Raw genomic sequence first — 22,633 nt, forward strand, 5'->3', positions numbered from 1 at the left:
GACTTAAAGTCCGCTTATTCAAATCTATGTGCAAGGTCGATTATTGAATCACACCACAGGCAATACGGTCACCGCCACCGCCTAGAGGTTTAGGGTCGTCAGAGTAATTATCACCACCAGCATGGATCATGATGGCTAAGCCTTGTACATCCGCCAATTTCAAACGTGGTGCAATTAAATTCACTTTTGCTGTGCCATCGGTTTGAACTTGAAGGATCGGTAAGTCACCCAAGTGACCTGTTAGCGGCGTACCGTGGTGAGGTGCAGCTTTAGGGTTAAAGTGACCACCTGCAGCAAGAGCAGCACCCGCTTTTCCATCTTTTTCAGCTGGGGCACAAGAGCCTTTTTCATGAATATGGAAACCGTGTGGACCCGGAGGAAGCTGGGTTAAATTGGTATGAATAACCAAGCCAGCAGGGCTATCAACCAAGTTAATTTGACCGATGCTTTGACCAATACCTTGAGCAGTCACGGCATTGACCGTCACGGTTTTTGCATTCAGACCTGTTGAAGTCGAGGTACTCGCACAGCCTGTAAACATCAGGGCACTGACCGCAGCAAGCGCACCGAATTTAAATAGTGAAGACATGTTTGGCATCCTGTCTGTTTTTATGGAGTTTCAACCATTGAAACAGATGCGGATACAGGATGACAGATAATTTAAGTATTTGATTGTAATATTTGTTTAATGAATTCAAGCCTGAATTAAGGTTGTTCAGGCTTATCATCTATATTGTCTAAGTTATGTGCCAACGTTGCTTTGGGCATCATGACGGGTTCAATTTGGGTTTCATGCAACCATTCACGCCAAATGGCTAACAATACTGCCAAAATCACTGGGCCGATAAATAAACCGACAAGACCGAAACTGGCGATCCCACCCAAAACACCAAACATGATTAATAAGAATGGAATCTGCGTTGCCCCTGAAATCACTAAAGGACGAATCACGTTATCGGCTGTACTCACGATACATACACCCCAAGCCATGACGCCAATGGCTTCAATGGTTTGACCTTGTGAAAATAACCACAACGACACAGCGGTATATGAAATTGGTGGGCCAAACGGAATCAGTGCCAACATGAAGGTAATGATGGTTAGTAACATCGGGTTAGGGACATCGGCGACAAAATAGCTCACACCGGCAAGTAAAGCTTGGGCAATGGCGGTGAGACCGATGCCATACACTACGGCACGTGTGGTATCCGAGATGGTGGCAAGATAATGATGAATACGAGGCCCAATGACCATTTCGAGGGCTTTACTGACCTGACTTAAAATGGTTTGACCGTCACGATAGAAGAAAAATAAAGACATCACGGCAAAACACAGCTTAAAGATATTTTTACTGACTTCGCCGACCAAAACTTTACCGTAGTTCAAATGCCCCTGAATCCAAATTTGTACCGATTGAATAATACTGTTTGGGTCATTGTTCAGCTCATGCAGGGTACGACTGACTTCTTTACCAATAAACGGCAGTTGGCGAATAAAATCAGGCACATTGACATGACCAGAGAAAACTTGCTTTTGTAATTCAAAATACAAGTTACGGCCTTCATGTTGTAGCAAGAAGATCGCAAAAATCACCGGCAGACCTACCACGAGCACCACCAGTAAGATCATCAGCGCCGCACTTAGATTTGCACGATTGCCACAAAAACGATGCACCGATTGATACAGCGGCCAAGTCATATAGGCAATAATCGCTGCCCAAACAACGGGCACAATAAAGTATTTGAGTACGCTAAAGCTCAAAAAAATCAGGATAAAAAATAATCCGAACAATAAGACTTTTTGTAATGTAGGTGCGAACGTTGGCAATGCGTGCTCTGATTTTTTCATCATGTTGTGTTCAATCTTAACCGAAAAAAAAGCTCCCGAAAACGAGAGCTTGTTAACTTATGGTGAATATCTTTCAGGCTAGATCCTTGCAAGATTGGCCTTTATATCAGCAAAATGTGGAATGATGGGTTAAAACCACTCGGCTTCGTCTTCAATAATGGCATTGAGCACAGGTTGCCATTGTTGCTGCATGCCGAGGTACAATTTTTGCGTTTTATCAAAAACCGAAAGACCTTGCATGGCAAGTTGACCATAAGCAGTACGTTCAGAAATCCAAGCAACGGGCTGTTGTTCAACTTTATTGAAAAAATCTTGAATTTCTTTGGAATGAGCAGAATTGGGTTTGACACGATTGGCCAGCAATAAGATTTGGACTTTACCTTTACGAATCCGTTTAATTTCTTGTAAATGCTTTAAAAAACGACGGGTCGAGTCGATGTCGAAGAAAGATGGTTGTAGCGGGGTAACGATGGCGTGAGCTTCACTGACCAACTGATCTGCATGTTCACCCGATAACGCACCCGGTGCATCGATAATCAGATATTCAATCCCTTTCGGCACATCACCAATCGACTTTTCATGACGCCAATCTAGGCTCTGAATTGGGGCGGCAGTCTCTGGGCGCTGTTTGAGCCATTGACGTGCAGACTTTTGATTGTCAGCATCTGCCAAGGCCACTTTATAACCTTTTTGCGCAAGTGCAGAGGCTAAACTGATTGCTGTGATGGTTTTGCCACAACCACCTTTTTGATTGGCAATTAATATCGTTTTCATCGACCTAAATAGATTTTATTCTGCTCATCCCTAGCATATCATTGTTTAATGCGGGGAATATGACAAAGAACCAAAGTCTAAGTTTTTTCTATACGTTTCGCTGTAATATATTAAAAAGATTAGGAATTTTAAATGTCTGTCTGGATGGCCATGCTCATTGGCGCGTGTATTGGGATTGTACTGACCACCTTAATTTTAAGTGGCAGTCGCAATGGAAGGATTAAGGCAGAATACGAGCAATATATTGCAGAACTAGAATTGGAACATCAGCAGGCCTTGGCCCATGCACAAAAACGCAGTGTAAATACCAGTCGTGCTGTTTTAAAAGGCAAAATGGCCGAACAAATGGCGCCGATCATGCCTGAATTTCAGTATTTACCTAGCGATGCAAAGTTTCTCGGTGACCCGATCGATTATGTGGTTTTTGATGGCTATACCGACTTTCGTGATGGTGATGGACTCGCTGAAGACATCGAAGTGGTGCTGATTGATATTAAAAGTGGTGGCGCACGTTTGACCAAAGGGCAACAAGCGATTGCACAAGCCATTGCCGAAGGGCGAGTACGTTTTGAAACCATCCGAATTGATTTTGAGCATATTTAAGCTCGCGTGACTCAGCCTCAGAACCGTCGAAAAGTAATAAGGACAGAATATCCACATGGAAAAACTCTTAGCGACTGCAGCCGTTTTTTCGCTCATGCTGTGGATATGGTCAGAATATTTTCGTGCCATTCCACATTTAGAGCAGACTGGTGTGCTGAAAAATTTTCAGGTCACAGCGACTCAGGCATTTTCCGGTGAATATTTGCTGTTGGATAAACGCTACTACAGTGCGAGTAGTCGTACATTACATCCGGCCGCACCGACCGTGGTGGGTGGCTTTCAAGACTTGGCGTATGTCAGCAATATTGATTTGCTACTGGGTTCAGGCGCAAATGATTTCCAGTCTTTAAAATATCATCTTGAATGGTCGCAGCAGAACCGCTGTTTTAACGTACAAGCGAAAAATGTACCCTCGACACAAGTTGAACAGCTCAAGTCTGAATTGCAAAATGTCAGTGTGATTGCTCAATCCGAAGACGTTGCAAATCGTATTCGTCGTTTGAAATCAGGGGATCGTGTGGAGATTTTGGGTGCATGGGTGGATGTACATTCCATCAAAACAGGCAAGTCGTATAACACCTATAATGTGTTGAATAAAAAGCCCTGTCATATCCTAAAAATTAATGCCATTCGATTAATCAAAGACTAGGTATTTTTATCTAGATTTGATTGTGCTTAAACATGGCCTTGGACGCTTTAACTCAACTTCCGTGCGCGGGCGAGCAACATGCGCTGACCAATTTTTGGAATGCCTTCAGCATCAAAATACTGCGTTTCAAAACATTCAAACTGGGCATCTTCAAGCAACTTTTGCATATTACGATCCAAATGACAGCCATCCGCGACTTTCTTTTGAATGGGCGTCAGTAGGTGTTGTAACTGCTTAATTTTCCCATTTTCATTGTGTTGTACATGCTCAACCAAATGAAATGTCCCTGTTGGTTTAAGGACGCGGTAGATTTCTTCAAGCGCAGTTTCAATATCGGCAATGCTGCATAAGGTCCATGTACTCACGACATGATCTAGACTTTCATCTGCAAAGGGTAATTTTTCAGCACCGGCTAAAATATGCTGTACCTCAAAGGGTGCCGCATGTACACGTTCAGCAGCTAAATGAAAAATATCAGGATTGGGCTCAAGGGCAAAAACCGTATCAACATTTTGATAAAACGCTAAATTCAAACCTGTACCAAAGCCAATTTCGAGTACTTCACCAGACACGGCTAAAAGGAGTTCGCGTCGTTTATCCATCAGGCTCGGTACTTGCATGACTTGATTTAAAAGATGCGGAAAAATGTGTTGTTGATAAAATTTATAAATCATAGCGGGTATTGTTGTTGGCTTTTTTTAAAGTGTAAATCATGTCGTGGAGCATGAATATGGGCCAATTGACTGAATAACAGCATTTTGTTACCAAGTTCATAAGGTTTATGCAGACTGTGTGCGTAATATAGAGTTACAACTAGTGAAAACGACATTCATCAGGCTCAACCTACGCGATTTTAAGCTCATATTCAGGTTGGGGCATTATGAATAGATGAAGTCGGCTCAATTGCAGAATTAAAATTGAGTAATGTGAAGTATTACAGGGTAAGAGGATAACGCGATGATCAAGCGAATTGCATTAAGTACTGTGCTTGCAGGCTTTTTATTGAATGTCGGTGTCCAAGCGTCTTCAGATTATAATATTGCCAAAGGCTTAGCACCTGCTGCCAAAGGCCAGTCGATTTCCACTTTGAAAGAATTTAAAGGTGATTTCCGAATTTTAGGTTCAAAAACCTATCAAACAGATGAACAAGCAAAATTTTCTCCGATTGATTATGCAGTCAGTTGGGGCTTATTTGCAGAGCCAGAAATTGCTCGTACGATTTCAGTCAATCAATATGACCGTTTCTTAAATTGGAAAATGGATCGTGTTCCTGTACCGCAAAAGCAAGCCATGATGATGGTGTCGAATATGCACATCATTCCTGCAAACCCGCAAATTGCTAAACAAATTACTCAAGTAAAACGTGGTGATCTTGTGCGTTTAAAAGGGGATTTGGTTGAGGTGAAAGACAAAGATTTGGTTTGGACTTCATCTTTGACCCCAACAGATACGGGTGATGGGGCTTGTGAAGTTTTTCGTGTAAGTTCGATTCAGTGGATTGAAAAAGTCAAAGGCTAAACTTCGATTACATCGAGATCGTATTGAAATCGGTGTGCATTAGATTCAAGGTAAAATAATTTGATGATGAAAATGACGATAAAGAAACAGCTTATTTTGAGTCTAATGTTGGCGAGTGGTTTGGCGCTTGGTGGATGTACCAGTATGAGTTCAACTGTAGATGGGAAAACCCATGTATTTACTGAACAGCAAAGTTGTCCGACCTTGCTTGAGATGGATCGTGGACAGACTTTGGAAGTACTGTTAAACGAAAATCCAAGTACTGGTTATGTATGGTCTTTGGCTGAGCAACCGAAACTTTTTAAAGTTGAAGAAGTGTTTCAGTCAGCTCAACAACAAGCTGCTGCTGCAGATACGACACCAGTGCTTGGTGCCGGTGGTCAAAAAACTTATCGTTTTACCGCAACGACTGCGGGTGAAGAATTACTACATTTGAAGCATGCACGAGCTTGGGAAAAAACCGCGATGGCTGAATGGACTTGTAGAGTACGAGTGTCTTGATTTGAACCGATGATGAACGATAAAAAAAGCCAGTATTTATACTGGCTTTTTTTATTGCAGACGAACTGATTTAGAACGTCTATCTAGGCATTATTTCGCGCTGAGCGCTTGACCGTCAAATTGAATACCTTCCCAACCATTTTGCATAAATTGGCGAATGTTTTGGTGGTCAGTTGCGTCTGGTGTCGCCAAAACAGCAGCATAATGTTCAGCAAAAAGACTTAATGTTTCAGCTTGGTTTAGACCATTCAATTGGGCAAAAGAAAATACTTTGGCACTGCCTTGGTTTTCAGTCGCTGCATTGGCTTGTTTGCCATTGGTAAAAGCAGTTGGTGTGTGGTTATAACGCGCTTCAATAAATGCAATCACATCTGAAAATTTCGCAGTCCCTGCTTGAAGTTGATCTAATAATTCCTGAGCCATAATGTCCTCTTTCAATAAAAAATACCGCAAAGTGTTGCAGACTATAGCAAGCTTTGGCCCAAACATTTAACACTATTTGCGTAAATTAAATGCGTGTATATTGAAGGGCGACCTTAGGCAGTCTGTTGCCTAAATTGTAGATACCAATGATGTTGAAGTAGGACAACTATGAACTGGCTTTTGGTCGCATGTGGCGGCGCAATTGGGGCAACACTTCGCTATGCGGCAGGACTGTTATTAGCTAAGTCAACCGTGCTCTTTCCATGGGCAACATGGTGGGTGAATATTTTAGGTTGCTTTTGTGCAGGTGTGTTCTTTGCATTTAGCCAAAAATATCCTGTTCTACAAAATGAAGCACGCTTATTGCTTATGGTCGGGATCTTAGGTGGCTTTACCACATTTTCCAGTTTCGGCTTAGAAACCTTTCAACTGCTCAGACAAGGGCAAAGTGGGCTGGCATTTAGTTATGCCATTTCCAGTGTGGTGATTGGTGTCATCGTATTGGGGCTGGGATATTACTTATTTCATTCGATTTTAAAAATAGATGTTTAAAACAACGCTTGAAAACCACAAAATTTCAGACATAAAAAAAAGAAGCTCAGGCTGGAGGAGGGGAACCCTGAACTTCTTTAATGTTTTAATTTTAAAAGAAAAAACTTAATCTAAACTGAACTTATTGTGAGCGTTTGAAACGCGCAAAGCGTTTATTAAAGTTCGCAATACGTCCTTCGTTATTCACTTGACGTTGTTCACCTGTATAAAAAGGATGTGATGCACTTGAAATATCGAGTGTCACATACGGATAAGTTTTGCCTTCAAACTCTTTGGTTTGATTGGTGCTTAAAGTACTGCCAATCACAAAAAAGGCATTGGCATTGGTGTCATGAAAGAGCACTTCACGGTATTCGGGATGGATGTTGGCACGCATTCTTCTGTTCCTTAAATTTATTGATTAAAGAAATGTTATAACATAACAATTAAAAATGCAAATATTGCCCGAAATTCATCGGGCAATCATCAGCGCTTTACGCTCCCTTAAGCGCTAGGTGGGACCAACTCATCAAAGAGATCATTGAGATTGTCATTCACTTTCAAATGAATCAAATTCCAATAATGTCCTGAAACAGTCCGGTTCACCATCAAGGTATCCGGTGACGGTTTAAACACATCCCAGTATTTAAGAGATGGCTTAATTAATTCTACCCCGTCATGGTGCGCTGAATTTTCAGCAAAGTCGTATTGTGTGGTCAGCGGACGCATCAGTACTTCCAGCCATTGTTCATACAACTCTGTAGGGAATTTACCGAGTTCATTGAGGGAATGTAGGGCATCGAGTTGCTGTTCCATCAGTGGAATATCGTGCTTGCGTGCAGCATTAATCAATTGCTTAAAGTGCGACACGATTTCAGGAGAGAGGGTTTTAACACCGCCGTAGTCATATACGATGACTGAACCATCTTCACGAAAGGCGAAGTTGCCTGGATGCGGGTCACAGTGGAAACGTTTAAGGAAGAAAATTTCACGGCCTATGGCACGGAATAAGCGCCTTCCCAAGGTATTTCGTGTTTCTTGTGACCATGTGCTGGCAGTTTCTATACTGTCGCCAAGCTCTAGACTTAAAGTCAATATATGACGTGAAGAATAATCTTTATAGACCTGTGGAATAATGATTTTGTCATCCAGCGCACTATGAAAAGCACGGGCCACATCTAAGTTTTGCGCTTCAATTTCATAGTTCAATTCGTTGTCTAAACTGTCCTGAATTTCACGAAATAGCTTGTCTTGTAACTTCCGATCAATTTTCAATACGCCCATCAAACGAAGTGCAAGCCGAACTTGTTTTAAGTCACTGTCACAGGCTTCTTCGACACCCGGATATTGCACTTTCACCACCACCTGCTGACCATTAGGTAACACGGCTTTATGCACCTGCCCAATGGATGCAGCGGCAAAAGGTTGTTCTTCAAAACTTTTAAAAATCTGCGCGAGGGGCTTGCCGAGTTCTTGTTCTACTTGAGCCTTAATTTCAGCAAAAGGCATGGCTGGCGCTTGGCGTTGTAATTTACTAATGGCTTTTGCGACTTCAGGTGGAAAAATGTCTTTGTACTGCGAGGCAATTTGTCCGACTTTCATTACCGCACCTTTCATTTCACCCAAAGTGTCTGCAATTTGCAGACCGATGTCCTGAAAAAGTTTACTGCGAGATGCATTTTTCTGTTCTTCATCGGCAGTGATATTGCGGATGGAATTGGAAACGGTTTTAGTAGCAATGCTTGCCGTCATACTGGCAAGTTTCATAAAGCGACGACCCGGTGTGCTAGCCGTTTTTGCCATGTGATGTTCCTCAAGATCATCATTTATTATCTAATACCGATCATAGGCGACAAAACACAAACTGCCTACTTTAAATTGTTAAGACTTTATTTCCATTGATAAAATGATGGGCAAAAATGTAAATACTGAAAATAATACAGGTAAATTTAAGCCACGTGCTGAATGGTTTAAAATATCGCGTCGCTAGAAGAGAACTGAACGATGAAAGTGTATCGCTATTTAACCGGTAAAGATGATGTCAATTTCTGTGCCCGTGTGACCAAAGCTTTAAATGAAGGCTATGAATTGTATGGATCACCGACCATGAGTTTTAATGGGACAGATGTGATTGTCGGGCAGGCGATCGTGAAAGACGTAGAGGACGACAGCCAAGTGCCACAAGGTTTAAAAAATGCCATCGAGGCGCTTAATTAGTTGGTTTTTGCTGCTTCGCTAGATTCAGTTTTTTCCAGTTCTAAATGTGGACCGAGATATTTACTGCATTGGTTATGGTGTAAATTTTCATTCAATGTGATGAGGTTTTGCGTCACGATAAAATCCTGATTATCCGCAGAGGCAAACTTTTGATTGGCCTTGATGAAGTCCTGATAGGTATACGCCATACCAGACTGCTGACAACTTAACTTTAAACGTGCGGTATATGAGTCTGCTTGTTGTTCATGATAAAAGCGAAAGGCTGTCCAAAGTGCTTGATTGATGTAATCAAATTCGGGTTGTGATTGGACTTTGATGGGTGCGTGATACAAAGGAAATTCATGTCGGTTGATTGTTTGTTCAGCCTGTAGTGACATGGAGAAGCCCAAGCTCAGACAGAGACTGATCGAGCGAAATACATGGGACATGTTTATCTTCCTCTTCTTCGTGCTTTTTATTTATGGCATACGCTATGCAGCGTGTTAATTTGCATTAATCTTCTGCATAGCCTAGCCGTCTTTTTTTAAGTAATTTTTTAGATGATTTTTAAGGGCTTATCCCGCTTGAGCTAAACGTTTATTCATCATAAATAAACGTGTAAGTAGCAGTATACAGGCGACAGTCAGACCCACAATTAGGCCAATCCAAACGCCTGCAGCACCAGTCGTGGTGAAGCGTGCAAGATAGATCCCGACAGGGAAGGCAATGATCCAATACGCGATCATGGTGATCCACATCGGCCCTTTAGTGTCTTGCATGCCGCGTAAACACCCTGCGGCACTGACTTGCCATGCGTCCATCAACTGATAGGCAATCGCGAACAAGACCAAATATACTGCAAGCTGAGTCACATCATAGTCATTGGTATAGAGTGACACAATTTCATTACGTAAAAGCCAAAGCAGCAACATGGTAATCAGGGCAAATACCGTCCCTGTCAACATACCGACTTTCTGGACTTTTCGCATAGCCAGCCAGTTCTTTTCCCCATAATAGGTACCGACCCGAATGGTCAGCGCAATCGCTAGTGACATGGGAATCATAAACAATTGCGAGGTAATCGAAATGGCGACTTGATGCGCGGCAATGGTGACTTCGCCCAAAGGACTCAAAACAATAGCGGCTGTACTAAAAATACTGACTTCAAAGAAAATGGCTAAGCCAATAGGAAAGCCGAGTTTTAAAATACGTTTGATCCATTCACTGTTCATTTTTTCAAAAGCAGCGAAAGGTTGGGTTTTTTGATAGGCCGATCCTTTGAAAACGTACATCGCCAAAGCAAAGAACATTAACCATTGCAAAATCGCGGTGGCAAATCCACATCCAGCAGAACCCAGTTCAGGGACTGGGCCTAAACCATACATAAAAATAAAGTTCAGTGGAATTAACACCAATAAGGCCAGCAGACTCAGCACAGTGACTGGACGTGGATGCCCCAATGCTTCTGAGTAACCACGTAAAGCTGCGTACATGGTGACAGCAGGCATACCTAAACTAATGGCGTGTAAGAATAAGCTCGCCTTCGGAAGCAATGCTTCAGGGACACCCAATAACGGTAAAAGCAGCGGCATAGCTTGTAAGACTAATGCGGCAATGATCCCTAAAAATAATGCGACCCACAAAGACTGACGGGCGATGGTGGCAATTTTTTCAGGCGTGCGCGCACCATTGGCTTCGGCCACCAATGGGGTGGTTGCAATCATAATGCCGCTGAACAGCAGCATGACCGGTATCCATAAACCGACCCCGACCGCAATGGCTGCAAGGTCATTGGCGGACATGTGTCCAGCCATGATGGTATCAATGAGACCAAATCCCGCTTGCGCAAACTGCGTGATCAATATCGGGATCATTAAATGAAACAGTTGTTTTAATTCATACTTGCTGCTTGTTACAGCCGTGACAGTAGACACAGAATGTACTCATTTCTTGTGAGGTGCTTAGGAATGAGGTCTTAGCGTTGGAAAGTGAGAAGCACACCAATAAAAATCACCACGCCACCCAATAAGCGTTGCCAGTTAATCGGGGTTTTTTCAGTGCCGAGCAAGCCAAAATGGTCAAATACCATCGACATTAAGATTTGTCCAAAAATAATCAGACCGGAGAGGGATAAAAAACCCAGTTTCGGTGCGGTATAAATACTGATACTGATGGCATAAACACCCAAACATCCCCCCAGCCATAAATACCAAGGGATTTGAGCAAAACTTGCAAAGTCCGGTTTTTCGGCCGATTGAAAAAACACCATAAAGGCGAGGACTATTGTACCAACCAAAAAAGAAAAAAGGGCAGCTTGCAGCGGTGAATATAAATATTCACGCAATTGGCTGTTGATCGCTGTTTGAATGGTCATGGCGATACCAACACCCATCGCGAGCGGCAGTAAGTACAATAAATGGCTGCTTATTTTCATCTTCTAATCATCTAATTCTTCTTTAATTTTATTAGTCTACTGTATTGTGGATGAGTTTTCATAAGCGCTCTGATGCAGTCATGTTAAAATGCGCTTACTTCTTTTGTTCCTTTTGAGCATTTTCCTTGGCTGAATTAAATCCTGCAGTTGTTCCGTTATCTTTATACATTCATATGCCGTGGTGTGTGCGCAAATGTCCATACTGTGACTTTAATTCGCATGCGGTGCCGAATGGTGAATTGTCTTTAGACTTAGAACAAGAATATTTACAGGCGTTGGTTGAAGACTTTAAAACGCAAGTCGATTTTGCTCAGGGTCGCCTGATTCATAGTGTATTTATTGGTGGGGGTACACCATCGCTCATTTCATCCAAAGGCTATCAATGGTTATTTGCTCAACTCAAAGCGTTAGTGCCATTTGAAGCGGACTGTGAAATTACCTTGGAAGCCAATCCGGGCACGGTTGAGCACGATCCTTTTGCCGGTTATTTAGATGCAGGGATTAATCGTCTATCTATCGGTGTGCAAAGTTTTAATACCGACCAGCTGAAAAAGCTGGGGCGGATTCATTCGAATGATGATGCGATTTCTGCCATTCAGCATGCGCGAGAAGCAGGCTTTGAACGAGTGAATGTTGATTTAATGCATGGCCTTCCTGAGCAAAGTCTAGAACAAGCACTGTTGGATTTAAAACTTGCTGTTGAAAATGGCGCAACGCATGTGTCGTGGTATCAGTTGACCATTGAACCTAATACGGTTTTCTTCCGCACAAAACCGATTTTACCTGTCGATGATGTGCTTGAAGATATTCAAGAACAGGGCGAAGCCTATTTAACAGCGCAAGGCTTTATCAATTATGAAGTATCGGCATGGCGTAAAGAAAAGCCGTCGGCACATAATTTAAATTATTGGCAGTTTGGCGATTATTTGGCGATTGGCGCAGGCGCACATGGTAAAGTGACCATGCCAGACGGGGTGTATCGTTTCCAAAAAACCCGATTGCCGAAAGACTATTTAGCCAAAGTACCTGCTGAACATCTTCAGTTTAAGCGCATCGAAGCAGCCGACATGCCTTTTGAATTTATGATGAATGTACTTCGTTTAAATCATGGGGTGGAAGCCAAGCTATATAGTGAGCGTACAGGGGAAAGTTTAGCGCCAATTTCTGAATTATTGGCTTCTTTACGTGAGCGCCAATTGATGGTGAATGATCCTGCGCGTTTGTCTTGTACCGAGCAGGGGCATATCTTTTTAAACTCAGTATTGGAAGAATTCCTGTAATGAAAGCTATGTCAAACTTGTTTTAAAATTTGAGCGACAAGTAATTTTTCATATTTGGAATGTAATTTGCAGAATGTGTATGAAATTATTCAGTTGATAATTGAATTTACATGGCATAAAGGAACTTCAGAAAATGAAATATATTTTAACTGCGACGTTATTAACTATAGCTTTGGTGGGTTGCACCGATAAAAAAGCACCATCAGAACAAAATGTTGCAACAGAGGCAACGGCCACAACTGCACAAACAAACGATGTTGCAGTAGCTCAAGATGAGCAAGTGATTCACTTTACAGGGCCACAAGATCTTAGCCTTGAGTTAAAAACCAAAGATAATTTTGAAACCGCACAATTGACTGATAATTCTGATCGTGTGTATGAATTGAAACGAGCAGTTTCAGGAAGTGGTGTACGACTTGCCAACGACCAAGGTGTTTCAATTCACTTTAAGAACTTTAATGGTGTGAATGAAGGCACAGTTGAGTTGGTAAAAGATAAACCCATAGAGATTAAAGAATTTATTGCTGATAAAGCAAAGTAAATATTAAAAAAGACCGCATGAGCGGTCTTTTTTTTAATTTAGCTTAACGATGTTTCGGTGGCATTGGCGGTAATTTATGCTGCGAAGCAGGTTTGTGTTGATTGCCTTTAAAAGCTACTGCCTTATGATTTTGTTTGGCAAATTTTGCATGAACTTTTTGATGCTCTTTTTTCACCATGTGGGGCCCAGCAGATTTGTGATGTGTTGCTTTAGGCGGTACAGGTTTTTTATCGAAGTGTGCAGCAGGTGGCGGATTTTTATGATCGAATGCAGGCGCTGCCATTGCAGACATTGTCGCAGTTATTGCAATCAGACCAATCATTAATGAAGACATTAATTTTTTCATGGTTACGCTCTCTATGAATCAATGAAGTCATCATAGGGAGAAGATATGAAGTTGTATGAGATACAAATGTAAAGCTAAAATTATGGAGTTAAATTTACTTTAAGTATTTAATATTTATTAAATAAAATTATGTTTTAGCGATAAGGTGTTCTATTTTTGTTGAAAAATACAACAATATTTCTCCATATAAAGTTCATCTTTATACATTGTTATTACCTCATGAAGAAATTAAGAATACTACTCGTAATTCCTATAGATCAAAATTAAAAGAGAAGACAAAAAAGACCGCCGAAGCGGTCTTTTTATAGAGTCATTTAACTCGGTTTAAAGCTTAGTAGTCAAAGCTAAAGTGTTCAGGAGCCAAAGAAGTCATGGTCTTCGATGGGTTAACCATTGCTTCAGCGTGACCTTGTGAGCGTGGTAATAGACGTTCAAAGTAGAAGTCAGCCACTTTGATTTTTGCTTTATAGAACTCAGGAACTTCTGCACCATTGCCTTCTGCTAATTTTTCAGAAGCTACAGCGGCTTGTTGTGCCCAGAAGTAAGCCATCATCACGTAGCCAGAGAACATCAAGAAATCTACAGATGCAGAAGATACGATGTCACGGTCTTTACGTGCAGCAAGCATGATACGAACCGTTAATGCATTCCACTGTGCGCAAAGCTTCGTTAAGTCCCACGCAAAACGACGCATGTATTTGTTACGTGCATGTTGACCACAGAACTTCAAGATTTCTGCTGTGTAGTCACGAATCACTTTACCTTTAGAGGTCAACAGAACTTTACGACCAATCAAGTCTAGTGCTTGAACACCGGTTGTGCCTTCGTAGAGAGTAGAGATACGTGAGTCACGAACAATTTGTTCCATGCCCCATTCTTTAATATAACCATGACCTCCGTATACTTGCATACCATGGTTTGCAGCTTCATAACCCATTTCGGTTAAGAAACCTTTGAGAATCGGGGTGTAGAAGCCTAAGTGGTCATCATGTGCTTCAAACGCTGCTGTATCACCGCGGGTTAAAGCATCAGTCATTTTGTCCGCAATTTGAGCTGCATAGTAAATCATTGAACGGCCGCCTTCAGCGATCGCTTTTTGAGTTAAAAGCATACGACGTACGTCTGCATGGTGAATAATCGCATCGGCTACTTTTTCAGGATCTTTTTTACCTGAAAGTGCACGCATAGACATACGTTCTTTGGCGTATGGAAGTGCGCCTTGGAATGCCAATTCAGCATGTGCAATACCTTGAATTGCTGTACCAATACGTGCAGTGTTCATGAAGGTGAACATTGCATGTAGGCCTTTGTGTTTTTCACCGATCAAGTAACCAATGGCATTGTCAAAGTTCAGTACGGCTGTTGCTGAAGCACGGATCCCCATTTTGTGTTCAATCGAACCACACGTTACAGGATTGCGTTCGCCCACTGAACCGTCTGCGTTCACAAGGAATTTTGGAACGATGAACAATGAAATGCCTTTGGTGCCTGCAGGAGCATCTGGAAGACGAGCAAGTACGATATGCACGATGTTCTCTGTTAAATCATGCTCACCCGCAGAGATGAAGATTTTTGTACCAGAAATTGAATAGCTACCGTCAGCTTGAGGTTCCGCTTTGGTTTTAACCTGACCTAAGTCGGTACCGCATTGAGGTTCAGTTAAGCACATGGTGCCTGACCAAGTTCCAGCAACAAGGTTCGGTAAATATTGGTTTTTCTGTTCTTCTGAACCAAATTGAAGAATGGTGTTGATACAACCTACGCTGAGACCTGGATACATTTGGAATGACCAGTTCGCTGTACCCATCATTTCAGATTTGATGAGATTCAACGACTGTGGCAAGTTTTGACCGCCGAATTCTTCAGGGAAAGACAGACCTTGCCAGCCACCCTGTACAAATTGGTCATAGGCTTCTTTAAACCCTTTTGGTGTTTTCACATCACCATTTTCAAAATGACAGCCTTCTTCATCACCCGTTTGGTTTAAAGGTGAAAGGATGTTTTCACAAAAATCCGCTGCACCTTCTAAAATCATGTCGACAGTATCTGCATCAGCAGCTTCACCATTAGACAAAGTTTTGTAGTGTGCTGGGTAATCGAGCACTTCATTCATTAAGAAACGAATATCGTGTAAAGGCGCTTTATATGCAGGCATAGTCTTAATCCTAATATCTAAATTTTTTTGGATTATCTGTATTGATGATTTGATTATTCATAATTTTATCCAAAAAACATTGATGAATACGCCCTTAAAAAATGTCAGAAAGGCGAATTGTAATATTTAACCAACATGTGAAATGTAAACTTCTGATAGACTTGATGTTGATCTTTTGATCATTTTTTTCTTTTAATAAATCATAAAGAACTTAGGTCTTTCGTACAATTATGCGATTAAAATATATAACACTTTGTTTACTGGGTTTGAGTATTACTGGGTGTGCTCAACATGTCATAAAAACCAATTCAACGGAGCAGTCTCTCGGGCAACAAGCCACTCAAGGCTTAAACGCAATGTTTGAAAATGCCAGTTATGACATGAAAGGGCAATTTTCAATTCAGACCGATATTCAGTTCGATGAAAAAAAGCCTGAAACCAAGTCAAAACCTGCGATAAGCACACAGCCAGAGCTGGATCCTAAACTTAAAAAACAACTGGATCAGTTGATTAAAACCCAAAATATTCCATTTAGCCAAAAAGAAAAGAAACAGCTCTATCAAGCGATTGCCAATGAATCGATCCCACCATCAGCGCGTTATAGCGATGAAGAGGATGGCGTTTCTCCGCAATCTAAAATTGCTCAATCACTGCTGAATGTGTTGAATGATTTACAGTTTAGCTATAGCGGTTCAGTACATTTTAGAGAAAAGCTTGCTGCCTTAACCTTGCAATTGAGTTATCAAAAACCGACTTTGCAGGTCAATGCACAGTTGCCGATGATCATTGATTTTAATCAACATAAATTTTATACCAACTACTTTGCGTTCATGCCGTTTATGGTAAATCGTGAAAGCCAAAGCAGCTTGGCTTATGTGGATTTTTCAAAACATAAAGACACGATTGCTCAGTACGATTTGAAAAAATTTGCTGACTATTTAAAACAAATGAATGCTTTGCCTTATGTCTTGGCAGAACCGAATCAAGTGCAAAATATTGCTTTAACACGTGATGAAAAAAATGCAGGGCTGACTAAAAAAATCCGCTATGTGGGTGATCTCGATGCGCTATACACCCAGCTTGAACTTTTCGATTTTGTGAATGCCAACTATTACACCACGCAAATCAAAGGTCAGCGTAATAGTGACGCCGAGCAAGATGAATCTGTGGACGCTGCTGTGCATCACAGTGCTTCCGAAGAGGCGATGGCTGCGGCTGAAGCTGCGGGAGGGACTGCAGTAGCGGCAGCAGTTGAGGATGAAGACTTTGATGAGGCTTATGCATCTGTAGAACGTGTGAATGAGCTGCTCAATGCGAAAATGCATGGCCTGATGTATCACCAACATGAAACGGAAGAAGAACAAACGTCTTCTGCCGCTGAATCTGCTGAATACGCGATTGATACTGCAAGTGCATATGCGGAGGCGACCGCGGGTGATGACGAAGAAGCCTATAGTTCGGATACTGAAGTAACCGAAGCTTATGCGGCTTCCGAAGAAGATGACGAAACAGCGAACTTATCTGAGGAAGCCTGTCAGGCCTTGATGAACACCAAACAGGTGCCGATTGGTAAAGTCACGCTGTGTCAGGATTATCAAGATGTTCGGGTGATACCGCTGCAAGAAGATTCTGTACCATCGGCCTCTGCTGCGGACGCATCCAATACAGATTCTGAGATTGCGGACGCTGTTGAGCAGTTAAAGCCGGTATTCCAGCAATATCAAAGTGAACAACTTATCGATGTAAAACAATTTCAGCAATTATGGCAAAAGCATCAAGCTGAAATTGCGCAGGTGCTGAATGCACAGGATAAATCATCTTCGAATGTTGTGATGGATGTAGGCTTAGATCACAAAGGCCGCGTCCAAGTAATGGACTATCAATTGGCCTTTAATGAGCCACGTTTAGGTCAATTAAAGCTGAAAAGTAGCAACCAAATCTTGAATTATGGCAATGCGACTAAAATTGATCGTCAAGCCATGAAACAGGCAAAATCCATTGAGGAAGTCAGTAAAGATTCACTCTTTGAAAATATGTTGAAAGGCCTGCTTGCGCCGATCACAGGAAATGATCCTCTGCTTGCTGAAGCAGAAACTGCATCGGTCGATGATGTCCGTGCTGCAAATGAAGAAATCGAACTTCCTGAATATCTCAGTACTGTGGCATTGCAAAGTTATAAACGTCATCAATCTGAAGTGAAAGCCTATCAAGCGGCATTTGTCGTGGCATTTGCTAATTATCGCGCTCAGTATGTGCGTTATTACTCAGCCAATGATTTGAATGAAATTGCTGAAGTTTATGCATATCGATTTGTTGATGGCTTAAAAGAGCCAACAGGCAATGCGCTGAAACGTTTAAATCAATTACGTGATAAGCATGCTTTGCATCGCTATCAAGACTTTGATGACTTAGGTTCTTCAGTCAATCATTATGTGCAGTCGGGGATTGGTGAGTACAAAGCTCAGGTTGAGTGGAAACAATTGCAAAAAACCTATAAGACTGATCAGGCGATTTTTGCACATTTATATCAACAAAACTTTTTAGCTAGCTATGAACTGGAAGGAACTGAAAAAGCGCATTTGGTGAAAGCATCAAAAATCTACGCGCAAGCCTTTGCTGATGATATCAAAGGAAAATTATCAGAAGCGTCATTGCAAGGCCTAGCAGCAGAACACAAAGAGTTGTTCAGCCAATCGGCTTATTATGAAACCTATAAGGCCATTCAAAAACACAAGAACTAAGTTGAATAAAAAAGAACCTCAATCGAGGTTCTTTTTTTAGGTGTATTGACTGCTCTGAAAGTAAATTGAGCAAATCATTTTGAATTATAGAAAGTCTTTTAGATCAGGTTTGACGCCATTCCAAATGGAAAAAGATTCAATCGCTTGACCAACCAACATGCCAAAACCTTCTGAGGTTGGAACATGGCGTGCTTTGGCTTGATCCAAAAATGTCGATGGTTTGCCATAGGCCATTTCATAGGCGTGCGTGAATTGTAATGCTTCAGGCAAAATTAGCGGATCACCCGTTAAGCTGGCCGATGTGGCATTAATCACCAGATCAAATTGACCTGCTAAGTCAGTGAGGGCAATGGCTGCAAGTTCGGCATTGGTGACAGCAGTTTTTAAGTCAGCGACCAATTGTTCAGCACGCGCTAAAGTCCGGTTGGCAATGACGATTTTTTTGGCCCCAGCTTGTACCAGTGGATAAATTACGCCACGTGTTGCACCGCCTGCACCTATAATTAAAATATCGGTCTGTTCTAAATTCCAATCTAAGGCATGAATGGCATTCACCAAGCCTTGACCATCAGTATTATCACCGTGTAATTGACCATCTTGCATCCATAATGTATTGACCGCACCTGCAATTTTGGCACGTTCAGTAAGGACGGTACATTGTGCATACGCTTGTTCTTTAAATGGAACAGTGACATTCATACCGATACCACCTTCGGCAAAGAAGGATTCGACACTGTGCTGAAAACCATCGAGTGGCGCAAGTCGTTTGCTGTACTGAATGTCGAGGCCTGTTTTTTCAGCGAAGGCATGATGAAGTTCAGGTGAGCGTGATTGTTCAATCGGGTTGCCAATCACGGCAAATTGTTTGCTCATTGCACAGCGTCCATGTAGATGTGAAAGAGCAGACAATATACGCCAAAACCGAAGATGGCTAAAGTTCGGGCAGTCTTAAAATCGTGAAATAAAGGAGGAAAATTAAGGATTACAAATATCTAAGACGCTTTGAATCAAGATGCTGGCAGCACTGATGACTAAACCAATCAAGGCAACCACCATGAAGCCAATAGCCAAATTGTCATTCAAAGACGTTTCGGAAAAAATATTAGTACTGATAGCGCTGATCAGCACAACAGCAAAGCTCCAAAACACCAAGGCAGTAAGACTGACTGCTTTTTTATTGAGTGTTTGATGTGTCATGTGCGTTGTACTCCGTACAAGAAAGTTACAGCCATGAGTTTATTGACACATTGTGCAATGACATAGCGTAAAGCTGTTTAAAAGATGTGTCATTGTTGAGCAATATGATTACAAAGTAAATGCTTAAAAAATTTATTTATGCATCAAGATATTACCTAGAAATATAAATACTTTAATTAAAAGGCAATGAAAAGCCCCTGATGGACAGAGGCAAATACATGTCTATCTATTTTATTTCAATATATTAAGCCAATCATGCGGTTTTAAATAAAAGTCGGTAAGCTTTTTCTCGGCAGAATTTTCTTCCCATTCAGGACGATACGACCAGCCCGCCAAAGGTGGCATACTTACTAAAATGGATTCAATACGCCCACCAGTTTGTAAACCAAATAAGGTGCCACGGTCATACACTAGGTTATATTCAACGTAACGACCACGACGGTAAAGTTGGAAGTCTCGTTGTGCTTCGGTATAGGCTTTGTCTTGGTTTTTTTGGAAGATTGGTAAAATCGCCTCTAAATAACCATTACCCACGGCCTGCATATATTTGAAGCAGGTTTCAAAGTCCCATTGGTTGAGATCATCAAAGAATAAACCGCCCACACCACGTTGTTCATCACGGTGTTTGAGATAGAAATAGTCATCACACCATTTCTTATGTTCATCATAGAGTGTATCGCTAAATGGGGCACAAAGATCATGGGCAGTTTGATGCCAAGACAAGACATCTTCATCATTTGGATAAAATGGAGTGAGGTCAAAACCACCGCCAAACCACCAAATCGGATCTTGGCCTTCTTTTTCCGCGACAAATAAACGCACATTGGCATGTGAGGTTGGGACGTTGGGGTTTTTCGGGTGAATTACCAACGACACGCCCATGGCTTGTGCTTTTGCACCTGCAATAGCGGGATGGCGTTCAGTCGCAGAGGCCGGTAATTTTGAAATGTTGATGTGCGAGAACATCACGCCGCCTTTTTCAATCACCGTTCCATTTTGAAGAACACGTGAGCGACCACCACCACCTTCAGGGCGTTCCCAGTCATCGATCGAAAACTCGGCACTTCCGCCACCAGCACGTTCTTGCTGTTCCAATGCGGCACAAATCCGTGCCTGTAAATCGCGAAGGAATTCATCTACACGTTGAATATCGGCTGAAGTTGGATTCTGCATGGTGACCTTTATTAAAATAATTTAAAGATAAGTGTCATCAAAGCATAAATTAGGTGAAAACTTAAGGCATTTTTCCCGATACTCAGCATCGGATCTTTGCTTTAAATCTAGAAATCTAGTGATTAAACCAAAAGATCATGCAAAGTTAGCAGCAATTGCTCAGACTCAAATTGGGACTATTCCGACAAATTTGCTAGGTTGAATTCACATCTGAAGCTCAGCACAATAATCATCAGGTAGATTTAAATTGAATCTCATTGATTGAAATGGTGCATCGATGTCTCAGCAGGCGAGTTCTTTAATTCAAAAATACAATGTACCGGGTCCACGCTATACCAGTTATCCAACCGTGCCGTATTGGGAGGAAGCTGAATTTTCATTGCAACAGTGGAAACAGGGATTGAAGCGTTCATTTGATGAGACTAATCACAGCGAAGGCATCAGTCTGTACATCCATTTACCATTTTGTGAAAGCTTATGTACGTTCTGTGGTTGCCATAAAAAAGTCACAAAAAAACATGAGATGGAGCTGCCTTATATTCAGGCGGTGCTGAAAGAATGGGACTTATATTGTCAGCTCTTGGTCGACCGGCCAATAATTAAAGAAATTCATTTGGGCGGGGGAACGCCTACTTTCTTTTCTCCTGAGCATCTCACCCAGTTGATTCAAGGCATTCTAGTGCATGCTGATATTGCCGATACACATGAATTTAGCTTTGAAGGGCATCCGAACAATACCACACGTGAGCATTTACAAGCTTTGTATGATGTTGGTTTTCGACGCGTAAGTTATGGAGTGCAGGATTATAATGAGAAGGTGCAAAAAGCCATCCACCGTATTCAGCCCTTTGCACATGTTGAACAAGTAACACAGTGGGCACGTGATATTGGCTATACCTCTATTTCGCATGACTTGGTTTTTGGTCTGCCATTTCAGGATTTAAACGACGTGTTGCATACCATTGAACAGACCAATCGTTTGATGCCAGATCGTCTAGCCTTTTATAGCTATGCACATGTGCCGTGGATTAAGGGCAATGGTCAGCGTGGTTTTAAAGATGCCGATGTCCCGAAAGATGATTTAAAGCGTCAATGCTATGAAGAAGGTAAAAAACAGCTACTGGCGCAGGGCTATCATGAAATTGGGATGGATCATTTTGCATTAACCCAAGATCCGATGTATCAAGCTTTTCAGCAGGGCAGTTTGCACCGTAATTTTATGGGCTATACCGCATCGAAAACCCAAGTAATGATTGGACTCGGCTTATCCTCGATCAGTGATAGTTGGTACAGCTTTGCACAAAATGAAAAGAAAATTGAAGACTATTATGCACGTTTAGAAGCGAATGAAATTCCAGTCTATCGGGGGCATGTGCTGACAGATGAGGACTTAATCATTCGTAAACATATTCTCAATTTGATGTGTACCTTCCAAACTTCTTGGGCAGGTCAAGAAATGCAATTTCCTGAGCTTGATGAAGTATTAGCGCAATTGGCTGAAATGCAAGAAGATGGCTTGCTCGAGATTTTTGATCAGCACATTCAGGTGAGTGATGCAGGCAAACCTTTTGTACGTAATATCTGCATGGCTTTTGACTTAAGGTTAAAACGCCGTGTGCCGGAAAATCGTATTTTTTCGATGACGATTTGAATCTCCCCTAACCCCTCTTTATTTAAAGAGGGGAAAGCCTCCCTTTTGTAAAGGGAGGTTTGGAGGGATTTA

Annotated in this window: 25 protein-coding genes; 10 read left to right on the forward strand and 15 right to left on the reverse strand. The window is 41.8% G+C overall.

Annotation, left to right across the window (positions count from 1 at the left end; translation table 11 throughout):
• Positions 1-40: 40 nt before the first annotated feature.
• The 3 genes from sodC to LXF01_RS01875 all read right to left on the reverse strand — a co-directional run bounded on the left by sodC (position 41) and on the right by LXF01_RS01875 (position 2,622).
• Positions 41-589: a superoxide dismutase family protein gene (gene sodC, locus LXF01_RS01865; protein ID WP_180084590.1), complete on the reverse strand. Its 549-nt coding sequence runs from the start codon at positions 587-589 to the stop codon at positions 41-43.
• A gap of 116 nt (positions 590-705) precedes the next feature.
• Positions 706-1,827: an AI-2E family transporter gene (locus LXF01_RS01870; RefSeq protein WP_180084640.1), complete on the reverse strand. Its 1,122-nt coding sequence runs from the start codon at positions 1,825-1,827 to the stop codon at positions 706-708.
• Positions 1,828-1,977: 150 nt separating this feature from the next.
• Positions 1,978-2,622, reverse strand: a complete 645-nt coding sequence (locus LXF01_RS01875) for a ParA family protein (protein WP_180035641.1) — start codon at positions 2,620-2,622, stop codon at positions 1,978-1,980.
• A 132-nt stretch (positions 2,623-2,754) separates the two neighbouring features.
• On the opposite strand from LXF01_RS01875, the gene LXF01_RS01880 reads away from it, so the two are divergent.
• Together LXF01_RS01880 and LXF01_RS01885 are read left to right on the forward strand one after the other, a co-directional pair.
• Positions 2,755-3,225, forward strand: a complete 471-nt coding sequence (locus tag LXF01_RS01880; protein WP_078192492.1) for a Holliday junction resolvase-like protein — start codon at positions 2,755-2,757, stop codon at positions 3,223-3,225.
• Positions 3,226-3,280: 55 nt separating this feature from the next.
• Positions 3,281-3,874, forward strand: coding sequence for a hypothetical protein (locus tag LXF01_RS01885; protein ID WP_180173237.1), 594 nt, complete (start codon positions 3,281-3,283; stop codon positions 3,872-3,874).
• A 47-nt stretch (positions 3,875-3,921) separates the two neighbouring features.
• On the opposite strand, the gene LXF01_RS01890 is transcribed toward LXF01_RS01885, so the two are convergent.
• On the reverse strand, positions 3,922-4,548 hold the full coding sequence (locus tag LXF01_RS01890; protein ID WP_180161334.1) for a class I SAM-dependent methyltransferase: 627 nt from the start codon (positions 4,546-4,548) through the stop codon (positions 3,922-3,924).
• 283 nt (positions 4,549-4,831) lie between these two features.
• Here LXF01_RS01890 and LXF01_RS01895 point away from each other — a divergent pair, with 283 nt between their 5' ends.
• Entirely contained in the window at positions 4,832-5,392 is a 561-nt protein-coding gene (locus LXF01_RS01895; protein WP_078189325.1) for a hypothetical protein, read from the forward strand.
• Between the two features lie 72 nt (positions 5,393-5,464).
• On the forward strand, positions 5,465-5,893 hold the full coding sequence (locus LXF01_RS01900; RefSeq protein ID WP_233944960.1) for a protease inhibitor I42 family protein: 429 nt from the start codon (positions 5,465-5,467) through the stop codon (positions 5,891-5,893).
• A 90-nt stretch (positions 5,894-5,983) separates the two neighbouring features.
• On the opposite strand, the gene LXF01_RS01905 is transcribed toward LXF01_RS01900, so the two are convergent.
• Positions 5,984-6,316 carry a HopJ type III effector protein gene (locus LXF01_RS01905; protein WP_078192490.1) on the reverse strand — a complete coding sequence of 111 codons (333 nt, stop codon included), beginning with the start codon at positions 6,314-6,316 and terminating at the stop codon, positions 5,984-5,986.
• A gap of 168 nt (positions 6,317-6,484) precedes the next feature.
• On the opposite strand from LXF01_RS01905, the gene crcB reads away from it, so the two are divergent.
• Positions 6,485-6,868 carry a fluoride efflux transporter CrcB gene (crcB, locus tag LXF01_RS01910; RefSeq protein WP_180173238.1) on the forward strand — a complete coding sequence of 128 codons (384 nt, stop codon included), beginning with the start codon at positions 6,485-6,487 and terminating at the stop codon, positions 6,866-6,868.
• A 121-nt stretch (positions 6,869-6,989) separates the two neighbouring features.
• On the opposite strand, the gene LXF01_RS01915 is transcribed toward crcB, so the two are convergent.
• The gene (locus LXF01_RS01915; protein WP_078189321.1) at positions 6,990-7,244 is read right to left on the reverse strand and encodes a type B 50S ribosomal protein L31; all 255 of its coding nucleotides are present in this window, start codon (positions 7,242-7,244) and stop codon (positions 6,990-6,992) included.
• A 107-nt stretch (positions 7,245-7,351) separates the two neighbouring features.
• Entirely contained in the window at positions 7,352-8,650 is a 1,299-nt protein-coding gene (locus LXF01_RS01920) for an ABC1 kinase family protein (protein WP_233944961.1), read from the reverse strand.
• Between the two features lie 201 nt (positions 8,651-8,851).
• On the opposite strand from LXF01_RS01920, the gene LXF01_RS01925 reads away from it, so the two are divergent.
• A complete protein-coding gene (locus tag LXF01_RS01925) occupies positions 8,852-9,064 on the forward strand; it encodes a DUF1737 domain-containing protein (RefSeq protein WP_078189319.1) in 213 nt (70 codons plus the stop codon).
• On the opposite strand, the gene LXF01_RS01930 is transcribed toward LXF01_RS01925, so the two are convergent.
• The 3 genes from LXF01_RS01930 to LXF01_RS01940 form a co-directional block, all read right to left on the reverse strand.
• The gene (locus tag LXF01_RS01930) at positions 9,061-9,492 is read right to left on the reverse strand and encodes a hypothetical protein (protein ID WP_180170873.1); all 432 of its coding nucleotides are present in this window, start codon (positions 9,490-9,492) and stop codon (positions 9,061-9,063) included. The two genes, LXF01_RS01925 and LXF01_RS01930, sit on opposite strands and share 4 nt — an antisense overlap.
• A gap of 126 nt (positions 9,493-9,618) precedes the next feature.
• Positions 9,619-10,977, reverse strand: coding sequence for an MATE family efflux transporter (locus LXF01_RS01935; protein WP_326489498.1), 1,359 nt, complete (start codon positions 10,975-10,977; stop codon positions 9,619-9,621).
• A 41-nt stretch (positions 10,978-11,018) separates the two neighbouring features.
• A complete protein-coding gene (locus tag LXF01_RS01940; protein ID WP_180003411.1) occupies positions 11,019-11,477 on the reverse strand; it encodes a DMT family transporter in 459 nt (152 codons plus the stop codon).
• 125 nt (positions 11,478-11,602) lie between these two features.
• On the opposite strand from LXF01_RS01940, the gene hemW reads away from it, so the two are divergent.
• Both hemW and LXF01_RS01950 read left to right on the forward strand, forming a co-directional pair.
• Positions 11,603-12,757 carry a radical SAM family heme chaperone HemW gene (gene hemW, locus LXF01_RS01945; protein ID WP_180173239.1) on the forward strand — a complete coding sequence of 385 codons (1,155 nt, stop codon included), beginning with the start codon at positions 11,603-11,605 and terminating at the stop codon, positions 12,755-12,757.
• Between the two features lie 133 nt (positions 12,758-12,890).
• Positions 12,891-13,298, forward strand: coding sequence for a hypothetical protein (locus tag LXF01_RS01950; protein ID WP_078192483.1), 408 nt, complete (start codon positions 12,891-12,893; stop codon positions 13,296-13,298).
• A 43-nt stretch (positions 13,299-13,341) separates the two neighbouring features.
• Here the strand turns inward: LXF01_RS01950 and LXF01_RS01955 are convergent, their stop codons facing one another.
• On the reverse strand, positions 13,342-13,644 hold the full coding sequence (locus tag LXF01_RS01955) for a hypothetical protein (RefSeq protein WP_180173240.1): 303 nt from the start codon (positions 13,642-13,644) through the stop codon (positions 13,342-13,344).
• A gap of 331 nt (positions 13,645-13,975) precedes the next feature.
• Positions 13,976-15,799 (reverse strand): acyl-CoA dehydrogenase C-terminal domain-containing protein, encoded by a 1,824-nt coding sequence (locus LXF01_RS01960; protein WP_233944962.1) that lies wholly within the window; start codon positions 15,797-15,799, stop codon positions 13,976-13,978.
• 230 nt (positions 15,800-16,029) lie between these two features.
• Between LXF01_RS01960 and LXF01_RS01965 the strand changes: the two genes are divergently transcribed.
• Positions 16,030-18,540, forward strand: a complete 2,511-nt coding sequence (locus LXF01_RS01965; RefSeq protein WP_233944963.1) for a hypothetical protein — start codon at positions 16,030-16,032, stop codon at positions 18,538-18,540.
• Between the two features lie 84 nt (positions 18,541-18,624).
• On the opposite strand, the gene aroE is transcribed toward LXF01_RS01965, so the two are convergent.
• From aroE to hemF, 3 genes are all read right to left on the reverse strand, one after another.
• Positions 18,625-19,413, reverse strand: coding sequence for a shikimate dehydrogenase (aroE, locus tag LXF01_RS01970; protein WP_180084599.1), 789 nt, complete (start codon positions 19,411-19,413; stop codon positions 18,625-18,627).
• Between the two features lie 102 nt (positions 19,414-19,515).
• On the reverse strand, positions 19,516-19,737 hold the full coding sequence (locus LXF01_RS01975) for a hypothetical protein (RefSeq protein WP_078189308.1): 222 nt from the start codon (positions 19,735-19,737) through the stop codon (positions 19,516-19,518).
• A 231-nt stretch (positions 19,738-19,968) separates the two neighbouring features.
• Complete coding sequence (gene hemF, locus LXF01_RS01980) at positions 19,969-20,910, reverse strand: oxygen-dependent coproporphyrinogen oxidase (protein WP_180173242.1); 942 nt, start codon at positions 20,908-20,910, stop codon at positions 19,969-19,971.
• A 277-nt stretch (positions 20,911-21,187) separates the two neighbouring features.
• Between hemF and hemN the strand changes: the two genes are divergently transcribed.
• The gene (hemN, locus tag LXF01_RS01985; protein WP_180173243.1) at positions 21,188-22,561 is read left to right on the forward strand and encodes an oxygen-independent coproporphyrinogen III oxidase; all 1,374 of its coding nucleotides are present in this window, start codon (positions 21,188-21,190) and stop codon (positions 22,559-22,561) included.
• Positions 22,562-22,633 lie beyond the last annotated feature (72 nt).

The organism is Acinetobacter sp. SH20PTE14 (assembly GCF_021391555.1).
Taxonomy (GTDB): Bacteria; Pseudomonadota; Gammaproteobacteria; order Pseudomonadales; family Moraxellaceae; genus Acinetobacter; species Acinetobacter amyesii.